17 protein-coding genes and 2 pseudogenes are annotated in these 21,706 nt (G+C 63.3%); 9 read left to right on the forward strand and 10 right to left on the reverse strand.

Annotated elements, in window-relative coordinates:
* Nucleotides 1-83: 83 nt before the first annotated feature.
* The gene (gene ltaE, locus P3T16_RS16960) at nucleotides 84-1,088 is read left to right on the forward strand and encodes a low-specificity L-threonine aldolase (protein ID WP_429343142.1); all 1,005 of its coding nucleotides are present in this window, start codon (nucleotides 84-86) and stop codon (nucleotides 1,086-1,088) included.
* Between the two features lie 139 nt (nucleotides 1,089-1,227).
* Here ltaE and P3T16_RS16965 read toward each other — a convergent pair whose 3' ends face one another.
* Nucleotides 1,228-2,595, reverse strand: coding sequence for an MFS transporter (locus P3T16_RS16965; protein WP_429343191.1), 1,368 nt, complete (start codon nucleotides 2,593-2,595; stop codon nucleotides 1,228-1,230).
* Between the two features lie 356 nt (nucleotides 2,596-2,951).
* Nucleotides 2,952-3,179, reverse strand: a complete 228-nt coding sequence (locus tag P3T16_RS16970; RefSeq protein WP_429258394.1) for a hypothetical protein — start codon at nucleotides 3,177-3,179, stop codon at nucleotides 2,952-2,954.
* Nucleotides 3,180-3,491: 312 nt separating this feature from the next.
* On the opposite strand from P3T16_RS16970, the gene P3T16_RS16975 reads away from it, so the two are divergent.
* Nucleotides 3,492-5,945 (forward strand): glycogen/starch/alpha-glucan phosphorylase, encoded by a 2,454-nt coding sequence (locus tag P3T16_RS16975; RefSeq protein ID WP_429343143.1) that lies wholly within the window; start codon nucleotides 3,492-3,494, stop codon nucleotides 5,943-5,945.
* A gap of 84 nt (nucleotides 5,946-6,029) precedes the next feature.
* Here the strand turns inward: P3T16_RS16975 and P3T16_RS16980 are convergent, their stop codons facing one another.
* The 4 genes from P3T16_RS16980 to P3T16_RS16995 form a co-directional block, all read right to left on the reverse strand.
* Nucleotides 6,030-7,091 (reverse strand): hypothetical protein, encoded by a 1,062-nt coding sequence (locus P3T16_RS16980; protein ID WP_429258392.1) that lies wholly within the window; start codon nucleotides 7,089-7,091, stop codon nucleotides 6,030-6,032.
* Nucleotides 7,092-7,183: 92 nt separating this feature from the next.
* Nucleotides 7,184-7,525 (reverse strand): hypothetical protein, encoded by a 342-nt coding sequence (locus P3T16_RS16985; RefSeq protein WP_429343144.1) that lies wholly within the window; start codon nucleotides 7,523-7,525, stop codon nucleotides 7,184-7,186.
* A 235-nt stretch (nucleotides 7,526-7,760) separates the two neighbouring features.
* Nucleotides 7,761-8,186, reverse strand: a complete 426-nt coding sequence (locus P3T16_RS16990) for a DUF6232 family protein (RefSeq protein ID WP_429258390.1) — start codon at nucleotides 8,184-8,186, stop codon at nucleotides 7,761-7,763.
* 299 nt (nucleotides 8,187-8,485) lie between these two features.
* Nucleotides 8,486-9,658, reverse strand: a complete 1,173-nt coding sequence (locus tag P3T16_RS16995; RefSeq protein WP_429343145.1) for a porin — start codon at nucleotides 9,656-9,658, stop codon at nucleotides 8,486-8,488.
* 293 nt (nucleotides 9,659-9,951) lie between these two features.
* Between P3T16_RS16995 and P3T16_RS17000 the strand changes: the two genes are divergently transcribed.
* Complete coding sequence (locus P3T16_RS17000; protein WP_429343146.1) at nucleotides 9,952-10,764, forward strand: MetQ/NlpA family ABC transporter substrate-binding protein; 813 nt, start codon at nucleotides 9,952-9,954, stop codon at nucleotides 10,762-10,764.
* 110 nt (nucleotides 10,765-10,874) lie between these two features.
* On the opposite strand, the gene P3T16_RS17005 is transcribed toward P3T16_RS17000, so the two are convergent.
* Both P3T16_RS17005 and P3T16_RS17010 read right to left on the reverse strand, forming a co-directional pair.
* Complete coding sequence (locus P3T16_RS17005) at nucleotides 10,875-11,996, reverse strand: succinylglutamate desuccinylase/aspartoacylase family protein (RefSeq protein WP_429343147.1); 1,122 nt, start codon at nucleotides 11,994-11,996, stop codon at nucleotides 10,875-10,877.
* 343 nt (nucleotides 11,997-12,339) lie between these two features.
* A complete protein-coding gene (locus P3T16_RS17010) occupies nucleotides 12,340-13,122 on the reverse strand; it encodes an ABC transporter substrate-binding protein (RefSeq protein ID WP_429258386.1) in 783 nt (260 codons plus the stop codon).
* A 529-nt stretch (nucleotides 13,123-13,651) separates the two neighbouring features.
* Between P3T16_RS17010 and phnN the strand changes: the two genes are divergently transcribed.
* On the forward strand, nucleotides 13,652-14,206 hold the full coding sequence (gene phnN / locus P3T16_RS17015) for a phosphonate metabolism protein/1,5-bisphosphokinase (PRPP-forming) PhnN (RefSeq protein ID WP_429258385.1): 555 nt from the start codon (nucleotides 13,652-13,654) through the stop codon (nucleotides 14,204-14,206).
* A gap of 127 nt (nucleotides 14,207-14,333) precedes the next feature.
* Complete coding sequence (locus P3T16_RS17020; RefSeq protein ID WP_429343148.1) at nucleotides 14,334-15,524, forward strand: M20 aminoacylase family protein; 1,191 nt, start codon at nucleotides 14,334-14,336, stop codon at nucleotides 15,522-15,524.
* Between the two features lie 48 nt (nucleotides 15,525-15,572).
* Here the strand turns inward: P3T16_RS17020 and P3T16_RS17025 are convergent, their stop codons facing one another.
* On the reverse strand, nucleotides 15,573-16,406 hold the full coding sequence (locus P3T16_RS17025; protein WP_429343149.1) for an IclR family transcriptional regulator: 834 nt from the start codon (nucleotides 16,404-16,406) through the stop codon (nucleotides 15,573-15,575).
* A 166-nt stretch (nucleotides 16,407-16,572) separates the two neighbouring features.
* Between P3T16_RS17025 and P3T16_RS17030 the strand changes: the two are divergent.
* From P3T16_RS17030 to P3T16_RS17040, 3 genes and pseudogenes are all read left to right on the forward strand, one after another.
* Nucleotides 16,573-16,923, forward strand: a pseudogene (locus P3T16_RS17030) (TIM barrel protein); the annotation flags it as partial.
* Between the two features lie 328 nt (nucleotides 16,924-17,251).
* Nucleotides 17,252-18,454: a 3-oxoadipyl-CoA thiolase gene (pcaF, locus tag P3T16_RS17035; RefSeq protein WP_429258381.1), complete on the forward strand. Its 1,203-nt coding sequence runs from the start codon at nucleotides 17,252-17,254 to the stop codon at nucleotides 18,452-18,454.
* Nucleotides 18,455-18,696: 242 nt separating this feature from the next.
* Nucleotides 18,697-19,265: pseudogene (locus P3T16_RS17040) on the forward strand (hypothetical protein).
* A 60-nt stretch (nucleotides 19,266-19,325) separates the two neighbouring features.
* On the opposite strand, the gene P3T16_RS17045 reads toward P3T16_RS17040, so the two are convergent.
* Nucleotides 19,326-20,603, reverse strand: coding sequence for an APC family permease (locus P3T16_RS17045; RefSeq protein WP_429343150.1), 1,278 nt, complete (start codon nucleotides 20,601-20,603; stop codon nucleotides 19,326-19,328).
* Nucleotides 20,604-20,762: 159 nt separating this feature from the next.
* Here P3T16_RS17045 and P3T16_RS17050 point away from each other — a divergent pair, with 159 nt between their 5' ends.
* Nucleotides 20,763-21,695, forward strand: a complete 933-nt coding sequence (locus P3T16_RS17050; RefSeq protein WP_429343192.1) for a helix-turn-helix transcriptional regulator — start codon at nucleotides 20,763-20,765, stop codon at nucleotides 21,693-21,695.
* The last annotated feature ends 11 nt before the right edge of the window (nucleotides 21,696-21,706 follow it).

Here is a 21,706-nt window from a genome sequence, read left to right on the forward strand (position 1 = left end):
CATACACTATCGGGTCCATCCGCCGGGGCGCCGCGAACCTTCACCGCGCCGCACGGCTCCGACAGCCTGTACAGGACATACACATGATCGATTTGCGCAGCGATACCGTCACGCGTCCCACAGCGGCGATGCTGGCCGCCATGACGTCGGCCGAAGTGGGCGACGACGTCTGGGGCGACGACCCGACCGTCCTGCGGCTGCAGGCGACGGTCGCCGAACGCACCGGCAAGGAAGCCGGACTCTTCTTCCCGAGCGGCACGCAAAGCAATCTCGCCGCGTTGATGGCGCATTGCGCGCGCGGCGACGAATACATCGTCGGCCAGCTTGCGCACACGTACAAATACGAAGGCGGCGGCGCGGCCGTGCTGGGCAGCATCCAGCCGCAACCGCTCGAAAATGCCGCCGATGGCACGTTGCCGCTCGACAAGGTCGCCGCCGCCATCAAGCCGATCGACGATCACTTCGCGCGCACGCGTCTCTTCGCGCTCGAAAACACGATCGGCGGCAAGGTGCTGCCGGCGGGTTACGTGGCCGAAGCGGTCGCGTTCGTGCGTCAGCGCGGGCTCGCAACGCATCTGGACGGCGCGCGCGTCTGCAATGCGGTGGTCGGTTCCGGGCAGTCGATCGAGACGCTGTGCGAGCCGTTCGATTCCGTGTCGATCTGCTTTTCGAAGGGACTGGGCGCGCCGGTCGGCTCGGTGCTGGTGGGCAGCAAGGCGCTGCTCGATAGCGCGCATCGCTGGCGCAAGGTGCTGGGCGGCGGTATGCGGCAGTCGGGCGTGCTGGCGGCAGCGTGCCTGTATGCGCTCGATCACAACGTCGAGCGTCTCGCCGACGATCACGCGAACGCTGCGCATCTCGCCGCCGGGCTCGGGCAGATCGATCAGGTGAAGGTGCAGTCGGTGGCGACCAACATGGTGTTCGCGCAGTTTCCGCAGGAAGACTGCGCGCCGCTGGAAGCGTGGCTCAAGGAGCGGGGCATTCTCACGCAGATGCTGTATGCGTCGCGATTTGTGACGCATATGGACGTCTCGCGTGCGGATATCGATACGTTTCTTGCTGCAGTGAAGGGTTATTTTGTGCGTTGAGCGCGTTGACCGGTTTCTGAGCCGTTACTGGTCGCCCATTGAGCCGGCGATCAGTTGACAGACTGACAGGCGCCCAACCCATGTCGATCACGGCGACCCGCCTTCCCAGCCGGTCGCCGTTTTTCTTTCACTTTCTCTTTCACTTTGTGGCCGTTTCGACGTAGCCGCTCGCACGATGCGACGGTGCCAGCAGTCGCAGTCCGCTGACGACGGCAGCGGCGCCGGCGAACACCGCTCCAGTGCTCAGCGCGAGCGTCGGCCCATGACGGCCCGCAATGCCAAAGCTCAACGCAACCAGCGCCGCGCCGGTCGTCTGGCCGAGCAGACGCGCGGTCGCGATGATGCCGCTCGCGCCGCCGCTGCGCTCGGGCGGCGCGCTCGCCATCAATGCCTTCAGGTTCGGCGACTGGAAGAAGCCGAAGCCCGCTCCGCACACGGCCATCCGTATCGCGATGTCGATGACATGCGGATACGGCGGCAGCAACGCGAGCGAGGCCATCCCCGCACTCAGTATCGCGAGGCCGATCGCGCCGAGCAAACCGGGCGGATAGCGGTCCGACAGCCGTCCGGCGATGGGCGCAGCGAGTGCCACGACGACCGGCCACGGCGTCATCAGAAACCCCGTTTCAACCTGGCTGCGATGCAGCACATCTTCGAAGTAGAACGGCAGGGACACGAACGCGAGCCCTTGCGCCGCGAACGAACACACCGCGGTCACAGCCGATAGCGCAAACACCGGACGTCTGAACAGATCGACGGGCAGCATCGGCGCGGGATGACCCGACTCGCGGCGCATCAGCAGCAATCCGAACAGGAGGGCGATGGCCGCCGCCGTCAGCACGGTGCGCAGCGGCGCGCGCTGCGCCGCTTCGCCGAGCGCGAAGATCAGCGCCGCGAACGTGATCACGTTGAGCAACGCGGCGATGGGATCGAACTGATGCGTGCCGCGCGTCGTATGCGGGAGGGCGGGCAGCGCGAACGTCAGCGCGATGACGCCGAGCGGCACGTTGATCGCGAAGAGCCACGGCCACGATGCGACCGACAGGATCAGCGAAGCCACCGTCGGCCCGACGGCGAACGATACGCCGACGATCAGCGCATTTACGCCGAGGCCGCGTCCAAGCCGATGCGGCGGGAACAGATAGCGGATCAACGCGGTGTTGACGCTCATGATCGCGCTCGCGCCGAGCCCCTGCAGCACGCGCGCGGCGGTCAGCATCGGCAGCGTCGAGACGACCGAGCACGCGAGCGAGGCGATGGTGAACACAACGATCCCGCCGATATAGATGCGCCGATGTCCGAGGATGTCGCCGAGTGCGGCGAGCGGCAGCAGCGTCGCGACCATCGCGAGCTGGTAGGCGTTGATGATCCACACGGACGCGGCCGGCGCGGCGTGCAGATCGGCGGCGATGGCGGGCAGGGCGGTGTTGGCGATGGCGGTATCGAGCGTCGCGAGCGCGACGGCGAGCATGATCGCGGCCATTGCGCGGCGATCGGTGGGCGACATGGGCGCGTCGTCGCGACGCAGATGGCCCGGCAGGGTGGATGGGTCGGACAAAGGCTGGCTCGTTAGGGGTTGCTGAGGGCAATCACAAGGCTGTGCGTCGCCTCAAGGAGGTCGACGCACGCTAATTCAGCAATTGTTACAGACGAGCCGGATTCCTGCTGGCGGCCTCGCAGGGAGGAAGGCGATTGAAAGCTCTTACAGGCACAGCTTCGGTCATGCGCACATAACGCAACTAACGGTCAGGCCCGCCGCATGCCCACAAGCACGTGCGCGGGTGACATAAACCGGACGCACAATGATGCCAACGCCAGCAGAAGGGCTGCCGCGAGCCTGCCACATCCACGCGCGCGTGCGCCTCAGGAAAGCGAAGCCAGCAGGATCGACAGCTTGCGGATATGCGCCTTGAATGCCTCTGTGGTGTCGCGATCGTGGGATGAGGCCAGATGCGGCGCCTCTGCAAGCTCGACCTGCGTCTGGAATTCGTCCGCGATCCTGCGCCGCGCGTCGGGCGGCATCGAGCGCACCACTGAGACCAGGAAAAGCTCCTGGGCATGGAACATGCCGAGCATTGTCTGTACGTTCATGGCGCTTTCTCCGTGGACCCGGCTGTGACGATCGCGTGCGCGTCGCTGGCGGCCTTCGGCGCTGTGTGTGCGCCATTTCATGTTAGTGCACCGGGTGCAGCCCATCGCGCCGGATGCACTGGATTCGTGCGGAAACGGGCTACATCGGTTCATTCGAGAGAAGGCTTATGCGGGTCGCCCGATTGGCGCTGCCAATGACGCGAAGCCGCAAATGTCCTACTCTGCTAATTTAACCGCCTGACCGGCACGCGCCATTCCGCCCGCCGACCGCGCGGCCGGAGCGCGCCACACAGGCACAACCCGGAGGCTTCGATGACAACCGTGGATCTGGAATTCGACCAGCTCAACAGTACCGTCGACGCGCTACGGCGCTCCATCTCCAACCGCCTGATGTACGGCGTCGGCAAGGACGCCGTGACGGCGCGCCCGCAGGACTGGCTGCACGCGGCGGCACTCGCCGTGCGCGACCGTCTCGTCGCGCGCTGGATGAGGACCACGCGTCTTCAGTACGAACAGGACGTGAAACGCGTCTACTACCTGTCGATGGAATTCCTGATCGGCCGCACGTTTACGAACGCGCTGCTCGCGCTCGGCATCTACGACCAGGTGAAGGAAGCGTTGCACGATCTCGGCGTCGACATGGAAGCGCTGACCGATCTCGAGCCCGATGCAGCGCTCGGCAACGGCGGCCTCGGCCGGCTGGCCGCGTGTTTTCTCGATTCGATGGCGACGCTGGGTATCCCAGGTTTCGGTTACGGCATCCGTTACGAATACGGGATGTTCCGTCAGCAGATCGTCGATGGCGAGCAGGTCGAGACGCCGGATTACTGGCTGCGCGCCGGCAATCCATGGGAATTTCCGCGGCCGGAAGTGCAGTATATGGTGCACTTCGGCGGACGCACGGTGCAGCGCGACGGCCATATCGAGTGGATCGATACCGAGCACGTCAACGCGATGGCATACGACACGGTGATCCCGGGCTATGCGACGAGCGCGACGAACACGCTGCGCCTGTGGTCCGCACGCGCCACCGAGGAACTCGATCTTTCTGCATTCAATCGCGGCGATTACCGGCGTGCAGTCGAAGCGAAAGAGACCTCGGAAAACGTCTCACGCCTGCTGTATCCGGATGATTCGACGCCCGCGGGTCGCGAATTGCGTCTGCGGCAGGAGTACTTTTTCGTGTCGGCCACGATGCAGGATCTGATCCGCCGATATCAACGCACGCACAGCACGTTCGGGCGTTTCGCAGAAAAGGTCGCGGTGCATCTGAACGATACGCACCCCGTGCTGGCGATTCCGGAACTGATGCGTCTGCTCGTCGACGTGCATCACGTGCCGTGGGACAAGGCGTGGAAACACATCGAACTGATGTTCTCGTACACGAACCACACGTTGATGCCGGAAGCGCTCGAAACGTGGGATGTCGAAATGCTCGCGCGTCTGTTGCCGCGACACCTCGAAATCATCTTCGAGATCAATGCGGAGTTTTTGAAGCACGTCAGCGAGAAGTCTGGCCACGACGCGGAAATGATCCGCCGGATTTCACTCGTCGATGAATACGGACAGCGGCGTGTGCGTATGGCGCATCTGGCGATTGTCGCGAGTCAGAAGGTGAATGGCGTATCGAAGTTGCATTCGCAACTGATGACAAAGCACATCTTTGCCGACTTCGCGCATATGTTCCCTGAGCGCTTCACGAATGTGACGAACGGGGTTACGCCGCGGCGCTGGCTCGCGCAGGCGAGCCCGTCGATGTCGTCGCTGATCGATCAGCAGATTGGCACGCACTGGCGGCGCGATCTCTTCGAACTCGCGAAGCTGCGCGAACTGCGTAACGACGACGCGTTTGTGGCCGCGTTCCATGAGGCGAAGCGGCAGAACAAGTTGCGGCTCGCGCATCGGCTCTCGCACGCTACGGGTGTGTCGATCGATCCGGAAGCGCTCTTCGATCTGCAGGTCAAACGTATTCACGAGTACAAGCGGCAGTTGCTGAACGTGCTGCATGTGATCGTCCGCTATAACCAGATTCGCGCGCATCCTGAGCGTGACTGGGTGCCGCGCGTCGTGATGTTCGCGGGCAAGTCGGCGTCGGCGTACCGGATGGCGAAGACGATCATCAAGCTGATCAACGATGTCGGCGCGAAGGTGAACAGCGACCCCGTGATCGGCGACCGGCTGAAGGTGGTGTTCGTGCCGAACTATGGGGTGAGCGTCGCCGAACTCATCATTCCGGCGGCTGACCTGTCCGAGCAGATTTCGATGGCGGGCACGGAAGCATCGGGCACCGGCAACATGAAGCTCGCGCTGAACGGTGCGCTGACCATCGGCACGATGGACGGCGCGAACATCGAAATCTGCGATGCGGTAGGGCGCGAGAATATTTTCATCTTTGGTCACACCGCGGACGAGGTCGACGATCTGCGGGCGAAAGGGTATCGCCCGCGACAGCTGTACGAAGAGAACCCGGAACTGCATACCGCGCTCGACCAGATTCGTACCGGCTTCTTTTCGCCGGAAGATCCGTTGCGCTTCTCGGACATCTTCCACACGCTCGTCGACTGGGGCGATCACTACATGGTGCTGGCCGATTTCGTCGCGTTTGCCGAGGCGCAGCGGGCTGTCGATGAACGCTTCCGCGACACGCGCGCGTGGACCGAAAGCGCAATCGAAAACGTCGCCGGTATGGGCCAGTTCTCGTCGGATCGCACGATCACCGAGTACGCGCATGGCATCTGGCATGTGAAGCCGCTGGAGATGAGCTGATCCCTGCGTTGGGCGCGGGTGCTTCAAGATGCGGCGAGGCTGGGTTTTGTTCTGGCCTCGCCGCATCTTTTCGGGTCTGGTGACTCAGCCGCCGAGCGCTTCCGTCGGCTTCGTCGCGCGCAGGCCGACCTGGCCGCGCGCGAAATCGAACAGCACGTCGATGTGTTGCATCGCCATCAGGCCGATCACGATACGGTTGCGTCCGCGCTTTGTCTTCGCGATCGTGACCTGCGCGGCGTCGAAGCGATGGACCCACGAACCGACGCCCAACGCCGTATCGAAGTTGCCCTGTTTGAGCACCTTTCCTTCGTCATCGTCGTCGAGCCAGTTGGGTGTCGTGTCCGTTTCGATGCGGATCATGCCCACGCCGCCCGTTGAGAATACGACAGGTGCGCAGAAGCGCATTTTGTCGGCGACCTGCACGCAACCGGTCGGCCATGGGCGTGCGCCATCGTTGCCGGCAGTCATCGGAAACATCGCGAATTCGCTGCTCACGGCCTTCGACGGACTCAGCACGAGATAGGGCCGCGCGAGGTTCGCGTGCACGAGGTAGCGCAGTCCGATGTTGCCGGGCAGCGCCCGCAGCGGCTGCGTGCAGCACGTGTCGTCGGGCTGTTCCGCGCCAACACCGACGATGCCCGAAAATGCCCAGCCGAATTCACCGGTATAGCCGTCCATGGCGACGCAACGTTTGGCGCCTGGCTGGCAGCGGACATCGTCGACGGATTGCGCCGTCACGTCGAACGCCTTGCCACCGACCAGGCCAACCGGCAGTTTGACAAGCGGCCCGGACACCTGCGCGCCGTTCGCAAACGTCGTCAACGTTCTGCCACCCACCGACGGATAGTCCGAACGCGGCAGGACCGACGAGAGCACGCGCACGCCCTGCGTGCCGGTGTCGAGCATCATGTAGACCGCCTTGCCGTCGACCTGCACCGGCAAACCGAGACGCGACTGCCCCTGATCGCTGCGCTCGACATGCAGCGGAATCAGCACGCCGTCCTGCCCGCCGTTGAGGAGGCTGGCGGCAGGCGGAGGCGGCGTCGGTGTGGTGATCGGGGTCGAGCAGCTGCTCAGGGCGCCGGCCACGACGCATGTCGACAGAAGAACAACGGCCAGCCGGCCGCGCAGGAAAGACTTGAGCATGTGCACCTGTTTCGCAGTGAGCGCGGAATGACGGGGCGCTCACTGTACGCGGCTGGCCGCGCGCACTTGAAACAATGTGTCAAGGCCGCGGATCAGTTCTGTCGCGGCCGACGCAGCACGGTCGCCATCGCGCGTCCGAGCGTCGCCTGGTCAAGCGAGGCGGTCAGCGCGCAGATGACATCGTCGAGCGTGCGCGAGGTGATTTCTGCGCGGAAGGTGACGCGCTCGTTCGAGCGGTCGATGGTCATCACATAGAGGCGCAGGTCGTCGCCGAGGGCGGCGTGCAGCGCGCGCCGGCTTTCCGCCGAGGCGGTGCCGGGCACGGTGATATCGATCGTGACGAGCGAGACGACCTCGTGTGTGCGACGCGTCGCGCGCAAGGTGCGCGCGGTGCGCCGGATGGGAACGACGGCAGAAACAGTGGACTGAAGCATCGATGGTCACCGGCAGTGGCGTGCCGGCGCGCGTTGTTGATACGCGACCACTGTATCGATGCGGGTCTAAAGCCCGTGATAAAGCTCGTGCGTGCGGGGTTAATTTTGTGTTAACGGCACGAGGAGGCACGAGGAGGCACGAGGAGGCACGAGGAGGCACGAGGGGGCACGAGGGGGCACGACCAGGCACGGCACGCGACGCAGCCGCAGCGCGTTCGCTGCAGCGTGACAGGCGTTATGCCTGCGGCCTGGCTTGCGCGGCCGCGCCTGCTGCTGCCGCGGCGTGTTGCTGGGCAGCCTTTGCCTGACGCACAGTCTGCTCGACGTGCACGACGAAGTCCTTCTCGACACTGGACAGCACTTCGCGCTCGCCGTCGTGCGTTTCGACGATCAGGCGATGCGTGACGTCCTGCGTGAGCCACGACAGCGCGCCGACGACGATCAGCATCACGCCACATACGAGTCCCGCCGGGGAACCGAGGACGCCACCGACGATCGCGCCGACCAGGCCCGCGAGCGAAATCACGACCGGCACGATCCTGTTTTTCTGCACGGTCACGACGCGCACATTCTGGATCTCGCGCAAGGAGAAGACCTGGCCGGAGGCCGAAAGCGAATTGCGCGTGACTGACACGCCGCGCTCATTGAAAGGAATTTCCATCGATTCGAAGTCAGGCGGGGGAAAGGCCGCAGAGTAACAGAAGCGGCGGTGGGGTAGGTGCAAGGCGTGCAAAAGGAGGCAAAAAGCCGCGTTGAGGCATTGCCGGCCGGTGCGCGTGTTGAGGCGGGCGTCGTAAGCGCGAGGGTTCGATCTTCGCTTCGCTTTCCAGTCGCTCCGCTCGAAGCAGCCCGGCAGCAAATGCCGCAAACAAAAATGCCGTTCAGCTGAACACTGAACGGCATTTTTTTGCTTCGTTCGGTGGGGCTTTTGAGCCCCACCGGCGAATCACGCCACTACGATCAGAACTTGGCGCGCAGACCCACGCGCACTGCGACCTGATTGTCCGCACCCGGGCCCGACGGGCCGAAGTAGCTGGTGCTCGAACCGATCTGTGCCTGCAGGTCCTGCGTGCCGTTGTGGCCCGACGCCTGCTGGTAGATGCCGAGCAGGTACACGTCGGTACGCTTGCTCAGTGCGTAGTCGACGCTTGCATCGACCTGGTTCCAGTGGCCCGTGTTGGCGTTCGACAGGTGCATGTACGTGTAGCCGAGGCCACCCGTCAGCGCCGGCGTCACGGCGTACTTCGCGCCGACTTCATACGCTGCGAACGTCGTCGCCGAGCCCGTGATGGCTTCGAGACGCGTGTTCGTGTACAACGCCCACATCGTAGCCGGTCCGATGACGTAGCGGCCGCCCACGCCGTACGAGCGCAGGTCACGGATCGAAGCGCCACCGACGGCCGGCGGCGAGACGTTGGCGAGCGACGTCGAAAATGCCGGCACAGCCTGGCTCGGATAGTGGATGTCGGTGTAAGCCGCGCCGAGGCCGAACGGACCCATGGCGTAGTTTGCGCCAAAGCTGTACGCGCGCGACGAACCGCTGGTCGGTGCCGCCACCGTGCCAGGCGAGCCCGCAAATGCGCCCGCTGCGTTCGAGAAGCCATACAACGCACCGAACGTGAAGCCCGCGAAATTCGCGCTGCTGAACTTGACGGCGTTGTTGATACGGCTCGACGTCAGCTGGTCGATATCATTGATGTGGTAAGCGTAGTTACCCGCAACCGTCTGGCCGCCCGTCGAATAGAGCGAGCCGAGATAATCGGTGTTGAACGTGTACTGACGACCCAGCGTGAACGAGCCGATGCCGTCCTTCGTCAGGCCGACGTATGCCTGACGGCCGAACATCGCGCCGCCCTGGCTGGCCGTACCGTTGCCGCTGTTAAAACCGTTTTCGAGCACGAAGACTGCCTTCAGGCCGCCACCGAGATCTTCCGTGCCGCGCAGGCCCCAACGGCTGCCCTGGGCAACGCCGTCGTCGTACTTAAAGAGTTTGTCGTGCGTGGTGCCAACCCTGGCGTTGTTCACATAGCTGATACCCGCGTCGATGATCCCGTACAGCGTGACACTGCTTTGCGCGTGTGCCGCTCCTGCGAATGTTGCGAGTAGAGCGGTGGTCAGTACTTTCTTGTTCAAGACGTTTCTCCGATTAGAAAAGATGCGATCGCCACGCCTCGCTCTATGGCTGGTCATGCGATGGACCGCAATGTAAGTGAACGCCGGGAAGTGAATATGACAGCCCGGTTTTTTATAGGAATGTGTCGCGCGCACGCGACAACCGCGTCACGGGGAGGACGAAATCGCGCAGGCGCCTCGCACCTATGCTCCGCGCGCCTGCGTGAATATGTGTATGAGAAATCATTGGTTATCGCGGCGAGAGCGTTGTGTGACGATGCGCATCCAACATTCATGGATTCAACGGGGAACGTATGCAGCGCAGAACACTCATCAAGACACTCGCCGCGCTGGCCACAGCCGGCGTCACGCTGGCAGCAACAGTCGCGCGCGCCGACGACAAGGTTCTCAAGGTCGGCACGATGAGCGGTCCCGACGCGCAGATCTGGTCGGTCGTGACAAAGGTCGCGGCGCGCGACGGCCTGACGGTCAAGGTGATCGAATTCAACGATTACGTGCAGCCGAACGCCGCGCTCGACGCAGGCGATCTCGACGCGAACGGCTTTCAGCACCAGCCGTTTCTCGACAGCCAGATCAGGCAGCGGGGCTACAGGATCGTCAATGTCGGCCTGACGTACACGTCGCCGATGGGCTTCTACTCGAAGAAGTACAAATCGCTGAAGGACCTGCCGGAAGGCGCGAAGGTCGGTATCCAGAACGACCCGTCAAACGGCAATCGCGCGTTATTGCTGCTGCAGAAATACGGCGTCATCAAGCTGAAGGCAGGCGCCGGCGTGAACGGCGTCAACGCGACGCCGCTTGATGTCGCGGAAAATCCGAAGAAGATCAAGCTGGTGGAACTCGATGCCGCGCAATTGCCGCGCGCACTCGACGACCTCGACGCCGCGTCGATCAACACCGACTACGCGGTGAAGGCCGGCCTGCAGCCGACGAAGGACGCGATCGGCATCGAAGACCTGAAAGGCCCATACGCCAACCTGATCGCCGTGCGCGATCAGGACCGCAACAAGCCGTGGGTGAAGAAACTCGTGGCCGCGTACGAATCCGACGATGTGCGCAAGTTCATCGACACGCAGTTCAAGGGCGCGATTGTGCCGGCGTTCTAAGCGGCGTCGCAATGTGCAGCGCTCTGCAGCGGATGGCTCCGGCATAAAAAAATCGCCCGCATCAGCGGGCGATTTTCATTGCAGCAGCGGCGATCTGCGAGGTCAGCGCTTCAAGCCGACAGCAGCGAACCCGTGCGATACGCCTTCGCGCCGGCCACGCGCGCCACTTCCAGCCCGGCCGTCGCAAAACGCGCGGAATGTCGCGCGTACAGCACGCCGGCCACCGCGTTCTTCAGCGTCGCGACCTGGCCCGTCAACGGATCGACGATATCGGCGATCTCCGTGCCCGCATCGAGCCACGCGCCCACGGTGACCGCAGGCCGGTACACCACCACACCCGTGATCGGCGCGATGATCGGTTCGTTGCCGGCGAGCGGCGTCGCGGCGAATTCGAGCGGCGGCATGTCGGCAGCCGTGCCTTCGATCACGCCACGGTGCGTCAGATATTCGACGATCGCCTGCGCGTCGCGCTCGGCGAGTTCGTACGATACATCGCGTTGACCGCGCAGTTCGATCGTCACCGAAACCGAGCCATTCGGAATCGGGAAGCGGTCGCCGTAACGGCTGCGCAGATCCGACCAGGCGAAGCTGTGGATTTCGTCGAACGGGTTGCCCACCGAATTGAGCGCGAGCAGCGATGCCTTCGAATCCAGATAGCGCGCGAGCGGTTCGACTTCCGCCCAGATGTCCGGGTTGGTGTAGATGTGCATCGCGGCTTCCCAGTCGCAATGCAGATCGAGCACGACGTCGGCGTCGTACGAGAGCTTTTGCAGCGCAAGACGCTGCGATTCCAGTTCGTTCTTCGGCTGCTGCGCGTCGAGACCTTCACGCATCGCGCGGCGGATGGCCTGACGGTTTTCGTCGATGTCGCGGGTCAGGCGCGCTTCGATGACGGGCTGCACGAGCCCGGCCAGATCGTAGAAATTGCGGTTGAAGTTCTGGCCGCTGTTCGCTTCGAAGCGTCCCGCCAGATGGCTGTGGACATGCTGGTTTAGCCCGATCGGATTGGCGACCGGCACGAGCACGACTTCGCCATGCACCTTGCCGGCCGCTTCGAGCGCGGCCAGCTTCTGGCTCAGGACATGCGAAACCAGCATGCCGGGCAGTTCGTCAGCGTGCAGCGACGACTGGATATAAATCTTCTGTCCACCGCCGGCGCCGTAGTGAAAACTCGTCAGGTTGCGCGCGGTGCCGAGCGTCGGGGAAATCAGCGGATGGGTCTGGGTTTGCATGGTTCTTCAGACGCTGCGAGCACAAAGCCGGCGGCGTTTTCGGTTGGTTGCAGGGTATGAAAGCTATGAACAAAGAGGATGAAGTGCAGGGTCCGGGCGATGTGAAACGTGGATCGCATCGTGGTCGAAAGGCTGCGAATGATTCGATCTTAGCCGATTCTGGCCCGCGGGCGGGGTTTCCCACCTGGTCGTAGCGGTCGTTGCGCGGTGTTTTTGCCGGGACCGGCGCCCTGAACGATGCACACAGCGAAGCCCAAAACAAAACGGGCTCCGCATACCGCAGAGCCCGTTTCGTCAGCCTGATCAGCCTGGCATGGCGCGCCCGAAAACGCGCCGTCCCGGATCAGCCGCCGTACACGTCGAAGTCGAAGTACTTCTTCTCGAGCTTCTTGTAGGTGCCGTCCTTGATGATGTCGGCGATGGCCTTGTCGACCTTGGCCTTCAGATCCGTGTCTTCCTTGCGCATGCCGATGCCAGCACCGTTGCCGAGGATCTTCGGATCGTCCAGATCCTTGCCCACGAACTCGAAGCCAGCGCCGCGCGGCGTCTTCAGGAAGCCGATGTCAGCCTGCACTGCATCTTGCAGGGCTGCGTCCAGACGGCCCGACAGCAGGTCGGCATAGACCTGGTCCTGGTTCTGGTACGGCGTAACCTTCGCGCCCTTCGCTTCCCAGTACGTCTTCGCGTAGGTTTCCTGGATCGTGCCTTGCTCCACGCCCACGTTCTTGCCCTTCAGCGATTCCGCCGTCGGCATGATGCCCGAACCCTTCTTGGCGATCAGGCGCGTCGGCGTGTTGAACAGCTTCGACGAGAAGGCGATCTGCTCAGCGCGTTGCGGCGTCATCGACATCGACGACAGCACGCCGTCGAACTTCTTGGCCTTCAGGGCCGGGATCATGCCGTCGAAATCGTTTTCAACCCACACGCACTTTGCCTTCAGGCGCGCGCAGATTTCGTTGCCGAGGTCGATGTCGAAGCCGACCAGTTTGCCGTCCGGACCCTTGGATTCGAACGGGGCATAGCTGGCGTCGACGCCGAAGCGGATCGTGGACCAGTCTTTAGCGTGTGCGGTAATCGAGACGGTGGCAAGCAGGGCAATCGTCAAAGTCGCCAGCAGTTTTTTCACTTATTTACTCCTCGGAGTGGTTCAAATTGCCCCGCATCGGTTGTGCCGCTGCGAGGCACTGCCCGGCGCGAGTTGCGGCCGGACATGGTTATCGTCTGCCAGCCAGGGCCAGCAGCGCGGGCCAAGCTTACCAAGAAAAAAAATCCGCGTAGCTAGTGAAACACCGGATAGCAAACGTACATGCGCATTAGACGCCAATGTGGACGCTGAGCAAAGCGCTTTTGAAGGGTTGAGTGAAAGGTGGATGACAGCTTGAGGGGCTGGACTGGGGCCAGGTCCAAGCAGGCCCGGACGCGGGCCTTCCATGGTTTTGCGTCGCCTTGTACCGCCGGAAACGAGCAACGATTCCACTGCCGGATGTGCACGGGCCGGGCTTTGCTGGCCGGATCCGCGGCCTGCTGGCTGCTTTCGAGCGCTGCCTCTAGCGCCGGGACGTTACGACGCCCGCGTTAGAATGAGCCGACGGAAGCGGCCATCTTTTTCCCGGTCGGCCGTGTCATGCGTTTTGCACTGCTTCGATGGAGACACAATGAGCGGCCATTTGATCTATGTAATGGGACCATCCGGCGCCGGCAAGGATTCGCTGCTCAGCTTTGCGCGCGAAAAAGTGCCGGGTGAGCCGGTCGTGTTCGCGCATCGTTACATCACGCGTCCGGCGGGCGAGGGCGAAAACCACGTCGCACTGACGCTCGACGAATTCAAGGCGCGCTCCGCGCTGGGTCTCTTCGCGCTCGAGTGGTCGAGCCATGCGTTGCGCTATGGCATCGGCATCGAGCTCGACGCATGGCTTGCGCGCGGCTGCACGGTGGTCGTCAATGGTTCGAGAGCGCATCTGGCGCAAGCGCTGCTTCGCTATCCGCGGGCGATCGTTGTGCATGTGAAGGCGGCCCCCGATATTCTCGAAGCGCGCCTCGGCGCGCGGGCGCGCGAAACGCCGGAGCAGGTGGCCGCGCGTCTTGCGCGGCGCGCCACGTTTACGTTACCGGAAGGCGTATCGCTGACTGTCATCGATAATTCCGGCGCGCTCGAAGACGCGGGCCATGCGTTCGTCGAAGTCGTGCGGCGGGCGGCGTCGCGTCGATAAATCTGCGGTGAACTTTCAGGTCAGGGCAATCAATGGCATGGCATCGAGCCTGAATGGCGTCGATATAATGCTCGCCATTTGCCGCAACCTGCGCGGCGCGACCTGGCTCGAATGGATGGAGTAAGTGATGACCGTAGCACCGCGTTTTGCCGAAGTAGATGATCTTGTTCCCGCCGCCGAAAGCCTGCGCGAGATTCGCCACCACATTCACCATCATCCCGAACTCGCTTACGAGGAAGTCGCGACCGCGGCGCTTGTCGCTGAAAAGCTCGAAGCGTGGGGTTGGCAGGTTACGCGCGGAGTCGGCAAGACAGGCGTGGTCGGTACGATGAAACTGTGCGACGGCACGCGCAGCATCGGCATTCGCGCTGATATGGACGCATTGCCGATCGTCGAGCAGACCGGCCTGCCGTATGCGAGCGCCGAGCACGGCAAGATGCACGCATGCGGCCACGACGGCCACACGACGATGCTGCTGGGCGCCGCGCAGCATCTCGCCGCGACGCGGCGTTTTTCCGGCACTGTGCACCTGTACTTCCAGCCGGCGGAAGAGACCGGCATCGATAGCGGCGCGAAGAAAATGATCGAAGATGGCCTTTTCGAGCGCTTTCCATGCGACGCCGTGTTCGGCCTGCACAATCATCCGGGCGCCGAACCGGGCAAGCTGCTGTTCCGCAAGGGCGCGTTCATGGCGGCGGGCGACAAGGCGATCATTACCATTGAAGGCGTCGGCGGCCACGCGGCGCGGCCGCATCTGACGGTCGATCCCATTGTCATTGCGGCGAGCATCGTCATGGCGTTGCAGACGATCGTCGCGCGCAATGTCGATCCGTCGCAACCGGCGGTCGTTACAGTGGGATCGATGCATTCGGGCATCGCGAACAACGTGATTCCAGGCACGGCGAAACTCGAACTGAGCGTGCGCTCGTTCAGCGAGGAAGTGCGCGCGCTGCTGAAACAGCGCATCAAGGAACTCGCCGAGGGCCAGGCCGCGAGCTATGGCGGCAAGGCGATCGTGGAATATATCGAAGGCTATCCGGTGGTCGTCAATTCGCACGCGGAGACGGAATTCGCGGTCGAAGTGGCGCGCGAACTGGTCGGCGATGACAAGGTCGTCGCGCAGACCGACATCCTGATGGGCAGCGAAGACTTCGCGTTCATGCTGCAGGAGCGGCCGGGCACGTTCCTGCGCATCGGTAATGGCGTCGGCGAAGACGGCTGCATGGTGCACAACCCGCACTACGACTTCAACGATTTCAACCTGCCGGTTGGCGCTGCGTTCTGGACGCGGCTCGTCGAGCGTTATCTCGGGCAATAACGTTTTGGGCCCGTGCCAACGGGTCTGATGGATCGGCGCGACTGCGGTTTATCCGCGTCGCGCGACCAGTTCCGACACCGTCTGCGCCGCGTGCTGCAGCGGTTCGAGAAACGCCTTCACCATCTGCTTTGCAGAATTACGCTGCGCGTTGCCGCTGATATTCATCGCGGCGATCACGCGTCCCTGGCGGTTGCGGATCGGCGCGGACAGCGAAATCAGACCCCCCTCCAGCTCCTGATCGACAATCGCCCATCCCTGGCGGCGCACCTGCGCGATCAGCTTCTTCAGCTCGTCCTTGTCGGTGACCGTGCGTGGCGTGTGCGCATAGAGCGGCGTGGAGCTGAGCGTCGCGTCGAGCGTTTCGTCGTCGAGCGCGGACAGCAGCACGCGGCCCATCGACGTGCAATAGGCCGGCAAACGGCTGCCGATCGAGAGGTTGATCGTCATGATCTTGTGCGTCGGCACGCGCAGCACGTAGACGATTTCCGTTCGATCGAGTACGGCCGCCGAGCAGCTTTCATGCACCTTCCCTGACAGCTCCTCCATCACCGGTTCTGCGAGATTCCAGAACGGCATCGACGTCAGATACGCGAAGCCGAGATCGAGAATCTTCGGCGTGAGCCGGAAAAGACGTCCTTCGGTTTCGACATAGCCGAGTGTCTGCAACGTGAGCAGGATGCGGCGCGCGCCCGCCCGCGTGAGGCCGGCCGCGGCGGCGACGTCGGTGAGCGTCTGTTCGGGCCGCTCGGCGTTGAACGCACGGATCACGGCGAGACCGCGTGCGAACGACTGCACGTACGAATCGCCCGGTTTTTCGGGTGTTTCCGGTGTATCCGCGACGTTGGCGGACAACGGCGGGGACGCGTGAGGAGCTTTGCTCATGTGCCTCAGGGGAAAAGCGATGGGCGGCGGAGTTGCCTGGAAAGCCGTGACGATAGCCTATGGCCCGCATTTCGCCAACCTTCGCGGCAGCAACACCTTGTATGGCCGCGTGCAGGGCTGCAACTCTTTGTATGATAGACGGACGAAAACCCGCCATGCAGGAGGCAATACGCGTGATATGCCGGGCTATTTTCTTGAGCGTCAGGACGACGCGCAGGCGATCTGCGCGGAAGTCGGTGCAGCGAACCTGCAGGTGCAGTTCGACTGTTATCACTGCCAGATCGTTGAAGGCGATCTTGCCGTGAAGCTCAGACGCGATATGGCGCGCATTGGGCACATCCAGATCGCGGGCGTACCTGAGCGGCATGAGCCGGATATCGGCGAAATCAACTACCCGTATCTGTTCGAACTGATCGATTCGCTGGGTTACGAGGGATGGATCGGTTGCGAATACCGGCCGCGCGCGGGCACGTCGGCGGGGCTCGGGTGGCTCAAGGCCTGGCTGTCGCGCACGTGATGAGGAGAACGGCTTTCCGGCACATTTTGCGCTGCACGTATACCCTTTCCTGAACCAGGAGCGGCTTGACACGGGCTCCCGCTGACCCCTACTATTGAGCCTTGATGTTCGCTATTCGACACTGTGTTCGTATGTAGAACAATTTCGATCCCGATTCCGATCATTCCGGCCCCGCGATGAGCGACGTGGGATGTCACCGTTGCAACGCGGCGGGGCTTCACGGAATCTGTTCCGCTCATCGTGAACGATGCCCGGCTGGCGGGCGGATTTCGCGCCATGCTGCTGGCCGGACATGCGAAGCGGCGCAGCTCACAACTGGAGACACCACATGACTGAAGCTTTCCTGTGCGATGCAATTCGTACGCCGATCGGCCGCTATGCGGGCGCGTTGTCGTCGGTTCGCGCCGACGACCTGGGCGCGGTGCCGCTCAAGGCGCTGATGGAACGCAACAAGGACGTCGACTGGTCGGCCATCGACGATGTGATCTACGGCTGCGCCAATCAGGCCGGTGAAGACAACCGTAACGTCGCGCGCATGTCCCTGCTGCTCGCGGGTTTGCCGATGGACGTCCCGGGCTCCACGGTCAATCGTCTGTGCGGTTCGGGCATGGACGCAGTCGGTATCGCGGCGCGCGCGATCAAATCGGGCGAGGCGGCATTGATGGTGGCGGGTGGTGTAGAAAGCATGAGCCGCGCGCCGTTCGTGATGAACAAGGCCAGCAGCGCTTTCTCGCGCGAAGCGGCGATCTACGATACGACGATCGGCTGGCGCTTCGTCAACAAGCTGATGAAGCAGCTATACGGTGTCGATTCGATGCCGGAAACCGGTGAAAACGTCGCGCAGGATTACGGCGTCAGTCGTGCCGATCAGGATGCGTTCGCAGTGCGCAGCCAGCAGAAAGCGGCCCGTGCCCAACGCGACGGCACGCTCGCGCAGGAAATCGTGTCGGTGTCGGTGGCGCAGAAGAAGGGCGATCCGGTGATCGTGTCGCAGGATGAGCATCCGCGCGAAACCAGCGTCGAAACGCTGGCTAAACTGAAGGGCGTTGTGCGCCCCGATGGCACGGTGACAGCGGGCAATGCATCGGGCGTGAACGATGGCGCAGCAGCCTTGCTGCTCGCCAATGAAGAAACCGCAAAGCGTTTTGGCCTCGTACCGCGCGCACGTGTGCTCGGCGTCGCGACCGCAGGCGTGGCGCCGCGCGTGATGGGCATCGGCCCGGCACCGGCAACGCAGAAGCTGCTCGCACGCCTTGGCATGACCATCGACCAGTTTGACGTGATCGAACTGAACGAAGCCTTCGCGTCGCAAGGCCTGGCGGTGCTGCGCATGCTCGGCGTTGCCGACGATGATGCACGCGTGAACGCGAACGGCGGTGCGATTGCGTTGGGCCACCCGCTCGGCATGAGCGGTGCGCGTCTGGTCACGACCGCGATGTATCAGTTGCAACGCACGAAGGGCCGCTTTGCGCTGTGCACGATGTGCATCGGCGTCGGGCAGGGCATCGCGATCGCGATCGAACGCGTTTAAGGGTCCGTCGCGCCAGACGGCTTTTCAGGGCACACGAGGGAACCCGTACGCGGTTCCCTTTTTTTATGCTCGATGCTTCAAAGACTTCGCTTCACGCTTCATCTGTACAATCGTTTCGCCTGAGGCCGTCGACTGTTTCGGTCGTGAGCATGATCCATTCGATTGTGCCGTTCCTTGCCGTCAAAACCCGCCGTGCATCTGATTCAAAAGCGCTGGACCCGTCTTTCAAAGGAGAACATTCGATGAAGGTAGCGACCATTGGAACAGCCTTGCTGCTGACGCTGGCCGTCACGCAACCCGTGTGGGCGGAGGACTCGCTCGCGAGTCAGGCGCAGAGCGTGATCGAGGCGGTACACCCGGTTCACATGAAAGCACAGATCATCGGCATCGAACCCGCCTCGCGTACGCTGACGTTGAAAGGCTCGGCGGCAATGTGGTCATCGTCGTGGTGAGTGAGCAGGTGACGGATTTCGACAGGCTCAAGGTAGGCGATAGCGTCGACGTGCTGTACAAGAATGCACTGCTGCTCACGGCCGACAAGGTGACGGGCCCGGATGCGGGCCTGCGCAAACGTGTCGATACGCAGGTGTATCAACCTGCATCGGGCGGCTTCGAATCGGCGCGTCGGATTGAGATTCTCGCTACTGTGCAGAAGATCGATCGCAAGAAGCGGCTGGTCACGTTGCGTGGGCCGTATCAGACGCAGACCGTCGAAGCGCGGCCTGATATCGATCTGAGCGGCGTGAAGGTGGGCGATACCGTGCATGCCGTGTTCGTGTCCGCGGCCGCCGTACAGGTCACACCGAAGTAAGTGCTTCGTTTCCGGTCCACGCAAGGAGAGCCCGTCGCACATAGCGACGGGCTTTTTTATTCAGTTGCGGGGACGTTCCTGCGCCCGCAGGTACAGGAGCGCAAAGCCTGTTATCGCAAGCGGCCACAGCAGATACCATCCCGTTGCGACGAATAGCGCCGCGACCGCAACCAGCGCGATGAATGCGCAGCGATGTGCCCAGCTTCCGCGTGGAAGGAGCCGCAACGCAGCGGCGGTCCCGAGCGCATACACAGTGACGAACGAACCGGTGGTCAGCAGCACGAGGGGCCGGGGGCCGACGCCCACCATCGCTACGACAGCCAGTGCAAGCGCGGACAGGCCCGCGATAACCGCAAGACTGCGACGCGGCACATCGCCCGCGCGACTGCCGTGCGCGAGCCACACAGGTAGCGCGCCGTCACGCCCCAATGCAGCGCCGAGCTTGGCTGCGCCCGCGTAATAGGCGTTCATGGTGCCAAGCGTCAGCAGCAATGCCGCAGCAGCGGCGAGCACCTGAACCTTGCCGCCGATGCCGAGCGCGAGCAGTTCCGCAAGCGGCGCGCTCGAAGTGCCGGCGGCGGGTCCGAGCACCAGGATGCCCGCCGTCGCGATGCCCATATACAGCACGCCGATGACGACTACCGCGATGCCCGCCGCGAGTGCCAGATCGCGCCGTGGATGGCGGAATTCGCCTGCGAGATGCGTGATCGCTTCCCAGCCCGCGAAACTCCATACAAGCAGCGCGGCGGCAGGCGCGATGGCGAACCAGCCATGCGGCGCGAAAGGATGCAGGTTGGCCGCGTGCGCATGCGGCACCGACGCGGCCACCGCTGTCAACAGCAGCGCGACGAGCAATGCTGCGAGAACGAGCTGCAGACGACCGGACACCTGCAGACCGAAGAGATTGGCCGCAGTCACGATGAGCGTGAGGGCGGCCGCAGTGGCGATGACGGTTTCCTGTCCGCCGCCGAACGCCGCCGCCGCGTAGGCGCCGCCAAACATCGCTGCAGCGGGCGATCCGGCTGGCACCGCGAAATAGAAGCACCAGCCGACGACGGCCGCCGCACGAGGCCCAAACGCATTGCGTACATAAGTGGACACGCCGCCCGCGTCCGGAAATCGCGCGCCAAGTGCGGCGAAGGTCGCGGCGAGTGGCACCGACAGCAGCACGAGTCCGAGCCACGCGAGCAGCGAAGCAGGCCCGGCAGCCTGTGCAGCGAGCGCGGGAAGCGCGATGACGCCTGTGCCCAGCACAGCGCCGACGTACAGCGCCGCGCCTTGCATGACGGTCAGATGGCCGTTTCTGGTTCCCGTTTCAACTGCGGAAGTTGAACTCATGCGTAACGATCCTTTGAAGTAACGGCGTGATGCTCCGTGGGTCGGGCCGCCTGTCTCTATCGTTATAATCGTCAATAGCTGACAAACCATGTCAGGATATCGGATGCAACAGACAGAGAGAGCGCGAGGTCGAATGTGCGAACGAGCCGGCTGGTGTCGATGTTGCTGCTATTGCAGGTGAAAGGCCGCGTGACAGCGCAGGCGCTCGCCGAAGAATTCGAAATATCGATTCGCACGGTGTATCGCGACATCGATCAACTGAGCGCCGCAGGCATTCCGGTGTATGCGGATCGCGGGCCGGGCGGCGGATTCGCGTTGCTCGATGGGTATCGCACGCGGTTGACCGGGATCACCCGGGCCGAAGCCGAGACCCTGTCGATTGCCGGCTTGAGCGGCGCGGCGTCGGATCTTGGCCTGATGGATCAGCTACGTGCTGCTCAATTGAAGCTGATTGCGGCCGTGCCGGATGCCGCGCAGGACGCATCGCGGATCGGTTCCCGGCTGCACATCGATGCGGTTGGCTGGTACAGGCGTCCTGCCCCAACACCGCTGCTGCCGGTGCTGGCCAGCGCCGTGTGGGAACAGAAACGTATCACGATGCACTACGAGAGCTGGCAGAACAGCGGTCATCGCACGCGTGATCCGCTCGGCCTCGTGCTGAAAGCGGGCGACTGGTACGTGCTCGCGCGCGTGCGCCGCCAGATGCGCATCTACAAGGTCGCCAGCATCACGCATCTCACGGTGCTCGACGAGACGTTCGAGCATCCTGCTTCGTTCGATCTGCGTGCCGAATGGTCGGCCGCCGTCGCGGCGTTCGAAAAAGGTCTGCTGACGGGTGTCGCGACACTGCGCCTGTCACCGGAAGGTGTGGCGCGCTTGCATCGCCTCGGCGCGGCGGCCGAAGAGCAGGCGCTTTTCGGACCGATAGCCAAGGACGGCTGGCAGGACGTTACGCTGCCGGTCGAAGGCTTCGATTACGCCGTCGAGCAGCTCCTTTCGCTCGCGGGGCACGTGCAGGTGCTGGAGCCGCTCGAACTGCGCGAGCGCCTGAGAACGCTCGCGCAACGTGTCGCGACGCTCAACGCGGCGTGACGTGATTCGCT

The organism is Paraburkholderia sp. GAS42 (assembly GCF_050436565.1).
Classification (GTDB): domain Bacteria; phylum Pseudomonadota; class Gammaproteobacteria; order Burkholderiales; family Burkholderiaceae; genus Paraburkholderia.